Below are 9,360 nucleotides of genomic sequence, written 5' to 3'. Positions count from 1 at the left end.
AGTGTGGGGAGTGTGGGGGGTGTGGGGAGTGTGGGGAGTGTGGGGAGTGTGGGGAGTGTGGGGAGTGTGGGAGGTGTGGGGAGTGTGGGAGGTGTGGGAGGTGTGGGGAGTGTGGAAGGTGTGGGAGGTGTGGGGAGTGTGGAAGGTGTGGGAAGTGTGGGGAGTGTGGGGAGTGTGGGGAGTGTGGGGAGTGTGGGGCAAATTTCAACTTTTTTCCCATATTTTATTTCTCAATCTCCTGACTCCTTTGCCAAAAACCCTCACCTTTGCACAGATACCACTCAGGGGTTCTATAGAACCCATTTGATTGCTATATAATTATGCTAGTCAAGTCTTTTCGTGCATCAATTTTGACCGAAAATCATCTGAAAGAGTGTTGATTTTTTTTTTATTATTTCTCCCCACATCTTCCTTCTTATATAGAATCCGGTTATACAGTATATGTTTATAATTCTATCGACACTTTCTCGCCTTCAATCTCTCGACCTCCCCTTCTCCCCACACTCCCCACCCTCCCCACACTTCCCACCCCCAAACATAAGATAAGTATTCAACCGGATTTTATATTACCTCCTGTCTCCTGTCTCCTGTCTCCTGACTCCTAGCTAACATTTATGAAGATACGATCAGGGGTTCTATAACTGTTCAACCGGACATGATATTAGTTATGATTAAAAATAAAGATAAAAAAATGAAAAAACTCTTTTCCTCCATTTCTCTTCGCACAGTTTTTGTGATTCCATTTATTATTCAAATTGTTTCTGCGGTTGGAATTGTTAGTTATCTATCATTTAAAAATAGTCAGAAAGCGATCCGGGAAATCACTCAAGAACTGCGGGAAGAAATTACGTCAAGAGCAACGCAGTATGTTGGTGACTATCTCGAAATTCCTCACACTATCAATACATTGAATGATTCGGCTTTCAATATCAATATTCTCAATGTCAATAATCCGGAAAAAATCAGAGATTACTTTTGGAAACAAGTTAAATTAACTCCAAAAATTAATACCATTCAAATTGGCATACACGAACAAGAAAAGTATATCGGAGTAGGACGAACGGATGGAAAATTAGTCTACAAGATATCCGATCCATTAACCACTCAACGAGAGTTTCAATCCTATGCAATCGACGAACGAGGTCGTCCCACGAAAAAAGTTAGTGGTCGTCCTAACTATCAAATGCGATTGCGACCATGGTATCAAGAATCATTTCAATCTCAAATTTCTACATGGAGTCTTTATATTTTCTTCTCTCACAAAACCTTGGGGATGACACTCTCAAAACCTGTTTATAATGAATCGGGAAAATTATTGGGTGTAACGGGAATTGATATTACTCTCGAAGAAATAGGTGATTTTCTCAAAAATTTGCGTGTTGGTAGAACGGGAAAAATTTTTATTATCGAACGTGATGGCAATATTGTTGCTTCCTCAACAGAAGAACAGCCATTTCTAAGTCAAGGAGAAGATTTAGTCCGTCTCAATGCAACCGATAGTCAAATTTCCACCATCCGATCAACAACAAATTATTTACAAAATCATTTTGGTGATTTAAACAAGATTGAAAAATCTCAACATCTCGAATTTACGATCGATGATCAACGCCATTTTCTTCAAGTTACTCCTTTTGAAGACCCCAACGCCAAAGGTTTGGACTGGTTAATTGTTGTGATTATTCCAGAAGCAGATTTTATGGCACAAATTAATCAGAATACCCGAATAACAATCATTCTTTGTATTATTGCATTAGTTATTGCTGCCACAATCGGAATTTTAACAGCTCGTTGGGTGACTCATCCTTTAATTGCGTTGAACCAGTCAGCTAAAGATATCGCTCAAGGCAAATGGGAGCGCACCGTTCATTTGGAACGTCACGGTCACGATGAATTGGGAGAATTAGCCCAATCATTCAATAGCATGGCAGGTCAATTAAAAGAATCTTTTCAAACCCTCGAAAAAACCAATGCTGAACTTGTAGTTGCCAAAGAAAAAGCCGAAGTTGCTAATCAAGCGAAAAGCAGATTTATTGCCAATATGAGTCACGAATTGAGAACTCCATTAAATGCCATCCTGGGTTTTACCCAAATTATGACCCGTTCCCAAACCCTCCCCCGCGACTACCAAGAAAACCTTGCCATCATCTCTCGCAGTGGAGAACACCTGCTCACCCTCATCAACAACGTTCTCGAATTCTCCAAAATTGAAGCTGGTAAAATCACCCTCAACGAAAAGAACTTCGACTTACATCGTCTTCTTGATGACATTCACCATATGTTCCAACTCAAAGCTGACGGCAAAGGGTTGCAACTGTTACTAGAAAGAGATGAAAGTGTGCCTCGCTATATTCGCACCGATGAAGTAAAACTGCGCCAAGTCCTGATCAATCTGTTGAACAATGCCATCAAATTCACCGAAGTAGGAGGTGTCACCCTGCGAGCAACCCCTATCGAAATCCCAGGCAGTTCCCAGTCCAAACGGATATCCTTTGCTGTAGAAGACACCGGAGCGGGAATCGCCTCAGAAGAACTTGAGAAACTCTTTGAAGCCTTTGTCCAAACCAAAACTGGCAAAGAGGCACAAGAAGGAACGGGGTTAGGTTTGCCCATCTCCCGTAAATTCGTGCAGTTAATGGGCGGCGATATCCAAATCACCTCTCAAGTGGGACAAGGGACAACCTTCGGTTTTGAGATTCAAGTCGAAGAGGTGGATGCCGAAGTCGTAGAAACGGAAAAACAAAAACGGAGAGTCATCGCTCTTGCTCCCAAGCAACCACGCTATCGCATCCTGATCGTAGATGACAAAATCCTCGATCGCCAGTTGTTAGTGAAACTGCTCAGTCCCCTCGGATTTGAAATCAAAGAATCCAGCAACGGCAAAGAAGCTATCAAAATTTTCGAGTCATGGCAACCCCATTTGATTTGGATGGATATGCGGATACCTGTGATGGATGCTTACGAAGCTACCCAGAATATCAAAGCCACGACCCAAGGACAAGCGACGGTAATTATTGCCTTGACTGCCAGTGTTTTAGAAGAAGAAAAAGCGGTAATCTTGTCTGCAGGGTGTGATGCTTTTATGAGGAAGCCATTTCGAGAGGAAGATATATTTGAGGCGATGCACAAATATATCGGTGTCGAGTTTATCTATGAAGAAGTGCAAGAGAAAGAAATCAAACTCACAAGGGAAATATTAACGCCAGAAAATTTAGCGACATTACCCGAAGAATGGCAAATAGGATTAAAGGATGCTATCCTGAGTTCAGATCGTAAAACCATGAATGGTATAGTAGAAAAAATTTCTCTCGAATACGAGGAGTTAGCGGAGGCTTTACAAACATCTCTTTATAACTTCGAGTATGAAAAAATCTTGGCGTTGCTGAATTAGTGTATGATATTAATTATTTGGCGTTGGTGATTCTGGGTATGATTTTGCCCCCCTAGCCCCCCAATTTTGGGGGGAATAAAACTCTAAAAGTCCCCCAATTTTGGGGGACCAGCGGGGGCTTGACCAGAACCAAACAATCGCGCATTCATACTTCAATTCAGCAACGCCATTACTCAGGACTCAGGACTCAGGACTCAGGACTCAGGAGGGAAGAAAGAAGAAGTAAACAGGAGTAGAAGGAGAAAGTTTTTTGCTCGCCCTATGATCCGGACAAGATATTATACCTCAAATCAGCAATGCCAAAATCTTAAATATTTTATCTTAAAAACATTATATATTTTCAGAAAACAAACTTGCCCTTTATTTACTATAAGCAAGAGAACTAAAAGTTCTTCACAAAATTATTTTCCTTACCTTTTTCCTAAAAATATATTCCCTGTTCCCTGTTCCCTATTCCCTGTTCCCTATTCCCTCTTTTCTGGAGATATTTATTAGCCATGATTGAAAATAACGGTCGAATTATTGTTGTTGACGATACCCCCGCTAATCTGCATTTATTATCCAATCTTTTGGAGGAACACGAGTATGAAGTTAGAGCTTTCCCCAGTGCTAAGTTAGCTCTAATGGGAATGAAAAATTTCCTTCCGGAGTTGATTTTATTGGATATTACGATGCCGCAAATGAATGGTTATGAAATGTGCGAGTATCTCAAGGAAGATGAAAAATGGCGAGATATTCCCGTGATTTTTATCAGTGCATTGAACGAAATATTTGACAAAGTTAAAGCATTTAGTGTGGGGGGAGTAGATTATATTACCAAACCCGTACAAGCAGAAGAAGTTTTAGCTCGCGTTGAAACTCATTTACAACTTTTTCGCTTGCGAGAAATACTCCAAAAAACTAACTTTATTCAATCTCAAAAATTAGCCCAACAAAATCGACAACTCAAGACACTTAATCAAGAACTGGAAAAGGCAAATCAACAGCTCAAAGAGAAATACTTGCAACTTGAAGAGGCACAACTGCAACTCGTACAAAATGAAAAAATGGTAACCTTGGGCAATCTCGTGACTGGAATTGCCCATGAAATTAATAATCCCCTTGGGTTTATCGGTGGCAATGTCAGCGTCGCACAAAAACATCTGCAAGATTTATTGGTAGGACTTTCTCTCTATCGCGAAAATTCCCACCTTGATGATGAAATCATCGCAGAAATTGAAGACCTCGACCTAGAATTTGTTGCTGAAGACTTCCCAAAACTGATTGCATCAATGCAAGGGGGATACGATATCATTCGCAATATCAGTACATCTCTGCGAACATTTGCTCGTAAGGATACCGATAAAAAAACTGAGTTTAATTTGCACGATGGAATTGACAGTACCTTATTAATCTTAAAATATCGCCTCAAAGCTAACGAAAACCGTCCAGCTATCGAGATGATTAAAAATTACGGTAATATGCCACCAGTAAAATGTTATGCAGGGCAAATTAACCAAGTATTTATGAATATCTTGGCGAATGCAATTGATGCTTTCGAGGAAAGTAATGCTGGAAAAACTTTTCAAGAAATAGAAAAAGAACCAAATAGAATCACTATTACGACAGAATTAAGCGAGGATAAACAGAAGGCGATAGTGCGAATTGCCGACAACGGAATGGGAATGGCACAAGAGGTAAAAGAGAAAATATTCGAGCAAGGTTTTACCACCAAAGAAGTAGGCAAAGGAACGGGTTTGGGGATGGCGATCGCCCATCAAATAGTAATAGAAAAACACGGTGGTCAGATTAGTTGTGATTCAACAATTGGGCAAGGTACAATTTTTACAATTATGATTCCCAGATAAAATATTGTATTTTTCCTAAAAAAAATTAATAATATTACCACAATTAAACAAAAAAAATCAATATTAAATGTCAAATAATTTCAGGAAGATTTGCTTCCTCTATTCCTACAAAATTCAGTCGGTTGTGCATTAGTAAAGTGTGGGATAAGTAAGTATGGCTGGCGAATCTAATCTAAAAGCACTGAATATATAAAAAAATTAGCATTTTGGTCGCCAAAAAAGTGCAAATATTTAAGCTTGAGCGACCAAAAAGTTAGGAAAAGATACAGGTAGAATTATTTCTCCTACTTCCTCTGTCTCCCCACCCTCCCCACACTTCCCACACTTTCTTGACGCACAAACATTCAGTCCTGGTTTGGAGAGCAAACCCCTACGCTATTGATGTTAAATTAATTTAATACAGGTAATTAATCTACAATCTGGGGAAAAAATCATGAATGATACAGCAACAATACTTGAAACAAAAATTGCTTTGAGAGAAGCTTTGAAGACCTATGATGGAGATGTTAAACAGCAGAATGTTAAGGAAAAAATTGACCAACTTTCTCAACTTAACCCTATAGTAGACCCTACCCATAACTCCCTTCTAGAATCTCAAGATTGGCTATTAATTAGTGCCCCTTCTTTTCCTCAAGGAGAAAAACTTTCTAATGGTAAATATGCTTATACTCTGGGAAGGTTAGCATTTAATATGTTTGAACCTACCAATTTAAAGTTAGTTATTGATTCTGTTAGACAACCTGTTGTGTTGTTAGGAGAAGGGGAAAAACGTAGCCATGATATTGTAGTTGAGTTTAGTATTATTGATGAATTATTCCCACCATTAAAAGGTATTGTTCGTAATTTAGGTGTTTGTTATCCTGCCGATAATAATACCTTACAAGTCGAATTTACTGGAGGAACTTTAGCTCCACAAAAGGGTGAAAATTTGTCAATTTGGAAAGATATATTTGGTCAAGATAAATCATCAAAGAAAAGTTTAAAATAACAATTAATGTCTGTATTTTTAAAGTTGATGTTTGGGTTAGTGCCACCCAAAGGTATGAATACAGAAACAGGAGAAATTTCTTTTACAATGAAGCGATCGCCTAAAGGTCGTTTAGAAGTGCTTTATTTAGATGAAGAACTTCGCATTACACTGGGAGAAAAGGGAACTATTCTAGTTTGTGAGCGTTTAGCGTAATTTTTGAAGAAGGAAGAAGGAAAAAGTGAATGGGATTAGATTTAATCAGCAATCCCTAATTAGGGTTTGCTGAATAAAGTCTTTTAGTAGGGGGAGGAGACAGGAGACAGGAGACAGGAGACAGGAGAAATGGAATTATAAAGGAGGTAGTCAGAAAAATTATAAGAGTGATTTTTTTGCCATAATCGTCCCAAAATACTATCTTTTTGAGCTTTTTGAGCCGAAAATCTGGCACTTTTTTAGACCCAAAAATGCTAGAACCAATATAAGTCAATGCTTTGATATTTAATCAGCAAACCCTAATTAATTTCACAATTTCAACCACATAAATAGTCGATCAAAGGTCAAATTAGAATAGTTTAATTTCTGGAGATATCTATTGATATAGTCAAAACTCCAGAAACATTTACGCAGTTCCTACCATAGGAGGCTAACTTATAACTGAAATTACCTATTTCACCTTTTCACTATTCTGCTTAATCTCTTCAATTAACTCTGATACTTTAGCAGGTTTCATTGCTGCTGTTTCTGGTGCTATAGCAGACGGCCAAGCCTTTTTTAATTCTGTCATATTTGCTTGTATTTCTGCATCAATATCAGAATATTTACTCGCCATTTCATCAGCTATATTTTTGTATATAGTCTCTGCATAGTCAACAAAGCCTCGTGAGTCTTGATACTCAATAATTTCGACAATTTTTCCATCAAGAATTGCTGCTTCATATTCTGCTCCAGCAGTATCTAATAATCCATTAATCACCTGTAGGACAAATGCTGAATTTTGACGTTTTTCATCTGGCAAATTAGAAATAGCTGTATCAATTTCCTGCAAAGTTTCTTGATACATACTATTCAATTTATTAGTATCTTCAGCACCAGCTACTACAAAATCATTCAAATTATTAAGGCTACTTTTGAACTGTTTAACGCCCCGGTCATCCAACTGATTTTCAATATCTATATATAATTCTTCTACCGGATGCCCAAAATGAGGTTTTGCCTGGTCTACTTTTCCGGCTGCAATTAATTCTTTTCCTACTAATAAATGACCCTTCATTAATCCCAGGTTTGTCATATAGTCAACATCTTTACTTTCCGAATCAACGGCTAAACTAGGAGTAGAAAAAAACATAGAATTATTACTCATAGTTGGCTGAATATTAGGGTTAAAAGCGACCGCTAATAAAGTAGTAACAAACCCAACAAACAAATAACGGAAAACAGAATTTATTTTAACCATAATTAATTACCTGATAAATTGATAATTTACTCAAAATTTTAAGTCTGAGACAAAACCTCAAACAGACCAATACAACCACTTTCTGCAATTGCATCTTGGTGGGGATGAAACATATATTTACCTGGATAGGGATAGGAAAATTCTAGAATATGTCTTTCTGCAGTTCCCATAGTAATTACATCTGTTTCTTGTGAGGGTTTAAGACTCATACCAGTAGAATAAACCCGGAAAAAATTTGCATGAATATGAAATGTTGCAACCGGGTCAAACTCAATCATATTCAGTAAATACAAACGTACCAGTTGATTTTGCTGAATTGATATCGGATGGGTTTTGTAATAGTTTGGCAAACCATTAAAAGCATAAAGCTCATTTTTGCCATCACCATTAGTGTCATAACCTCCCATTACTAATACGATCTCATCTGCAGGGGGACGAGAGTTGGGAGGGTCAACAATAAACATTCCGTACAACCCTTTAGTGACATGACGAGTTACTGGGGTAATATGGCAATGATAGAGATGAACGCCAAAAGGTTGAGCGTCAAATTCATAAATGGTTGTTTTCCCATGACGCACTGGACGCACTCCATCTACTTCTGCTGGATGAATGCCGTGGAAGTGCATTGTGTGGGCGTGACCACCTTCGTTCTCGAAAATTATTCTGACTCGTTCCCCTTCTGTTGCTCTTAATGTTGGCCCAGGCACCCGACCATTATAGTTCCAACTAATAAAGGATACTGCTTGATTTAGTTGTAATTTAGAATTAATTGCTTTTATCTGAAATTCTCGGATTTGACGACCGTTTTCTTGTTTGATAATTCCATAATCAAATTCTCTTAGGGTATTTGTAGGATTTAATTCTATAGTATTGATGGCTGCCCTAGCTTCGAGTGATGATGACAATGCAGGTATAATATATTGAGTGGTAATGCCAGCTAAAGTTACTCCACTACCTACTAAACCTAGCTTTAGGAATTGCCGTCTGTTCCAAATTAATGATTTTTCTGGCTCTAGGGGATTAGCCATATTTGTAGAAAATTATTGACAGTTTTTATTAATAAGTTAATAATTAAAATATAGTTATTTTCTATTTTTGTCAATAAGTAGCGATAAAAGTAATTCTGCTTATATAATGTTCCTCCGGAGGGGGAAGCTACGCTAACGGTTGAATACTTATAAATAACTGTTGTTACGAGTCAGTCCTCAGGAGTCAACCCACCCCTAACCCCTCCCAGGAGGGGAAGAAAGGAGGAATACACAGGAAATATTGGAGATGGGGTATTGATAATTTCAGTATTTATTTGGTACTGTCGGTACCCGGAGTCCTTAAATTTTATTATAACTGACCCGTCCGTTAGCGTAGCTCCCCCTCCGGGGGAACATGATATTACCTATATTTATTGATGGATATTTGCTTGAGGGAATAAGGAGGAGTTTTATATGATTATTGGTTCAGCAATGTTATTTTCTAAGGTTGATGGGGAGAGGTAACAGACCTACCCCATCTACTGGTATTGCTCAGAAAAGGTATTTAGTGCGATCGCATCAAAAAAAATTAGGTTTATAAAAACTGATGCTTAGTTTCTAGAAACCGTTACGACCCCAGACTACCATAGAAATAGAGAAACCGAACACAACTAAAAGTGAAACCCAGCCTAATGACAAAATATCCATAACTACAATTTAGAAAAAGATAAACA

8 protein-coding genes are annotated in these 9,360 nt (G+C 38.2%); 5 read left to right on the top strand and 3 right to left on the bottom strand.

Annotated features, from left to right (window positions below):
• The 5 genes from F6K23_RS29855 to F6K23_RS29835 form a co-directional block, all read left to right on the top strand.
• Window positions 1–307: hypothetical protein (locus F6K23_RS29855; RefSeq protein WP_293162593.1), on the top strand; the 307-nt coding region annotated here is incomplete at its 5' end.
• A 384-nt stretch (window positions 308–691) separates the two neighbouring features.
• Window positions 692–3,388 (top strand): ATP-binding protein, encoded by a 2,697-nt coding sequence (locus tag F6K23_RS29850; protein WP_293162590.1) that lies wholly within the window; start codon window positions 692–694, stop codon window positions 3,386–3,388.
• A gap of 497 nt (window positions 3,389–3,885) precedes the next feature.
• Complete coding sequence (locus tag F6K23_RS29845; RefSeq protein ID WP_293162587.1) at window positions 3,886–5,235, top strand: response regulator; 1,350 nt, start codon at window positions 3,886–3,888, stop codon at window positions 5,233–5,235.
• Between the two features lie 433 nt (window positions 5,236–5,668).
• A complete protein-coding gene (locus tag F6K23_RS29840; RefSeq protein WP_293162585.1) occupies window positions 5,669–6,223 on the top strand; it encodes a fimbrial protein in 555 nt (184 codons plus the stop codon).
• A 6-nt stretch (window positions 6,224–6,229) separates the two neighbouring features.
• Window positions 6,230–6,418, top strand: coding sequence for a PAP/fibrillin family protein (locus F6K23_RS29835; protein WP_293162582.1), 189 nt, complete (start codon window positions 6,230–6,232; stop codon window positions 6,416–6,418).
• 451 nt (window positions 6,419–6,869) lie between these two features.
• Here F6K23_RS29835 and F6K23_RS29830 read toward each other — a convergent pair whose 3' ends face one another.
• The 3 genes from F6K23_RS29830 to petN all read right to left on the bottom strand — a co-directional run bounded on the left by F6K23_RS29830 (window position 6,870) and on the right by petN (window position 9,334).
• Window positions 6,870–7,658 (bottom strand): hypothetical protein, encoded by a 789-nt coding sequence (locus F6K23_RS29830; RefSeq protein WP_293162580.1) that lies wholly within the window; start codon window positions 7,656–7,658, stop codon window positions 6,870–6,872.
• 38 nt (window positions 7,659–7,696) lie between these two features.
• A complete protein-coding gene (locus F6K23_RS29825) occupies window positions 7,697–8,686 on the bottom strand; it encodes a multicopper oxidase domain-containing protein (RefSeq protein WP_293162577.1) in 990 nt (329 codons plus the stop codon).
• Between the two features lie 558 nt (window positions 8,687–9,244).
• Complete coding sequence (gene petN / locus F6K23_RS29820) at window positions 9,245–9,334, bottom strand: cytochrome b6-f complex subunit PetN (protein ID WP_124144543.1); 90 nt, start codon at window positions 9,332–9,334, stop codon at window positions 9,245–9,247.
• Window positions 9,335–9,360 lie beyond the last annotated feature (26 nt).

This window comes from Okeania sp. SIO2C9 (assembly GCF_010672455.1).
Taxonomy (GTDB): domain Bacteria; phylum Cyanobacteriota; class Cyanobacteriia; order Cyanobacteriales; family Microcoleaceae; genus Okeania.
This window is presented reverse-complemented; position numbering and strand designations above follow the sequence as displayed.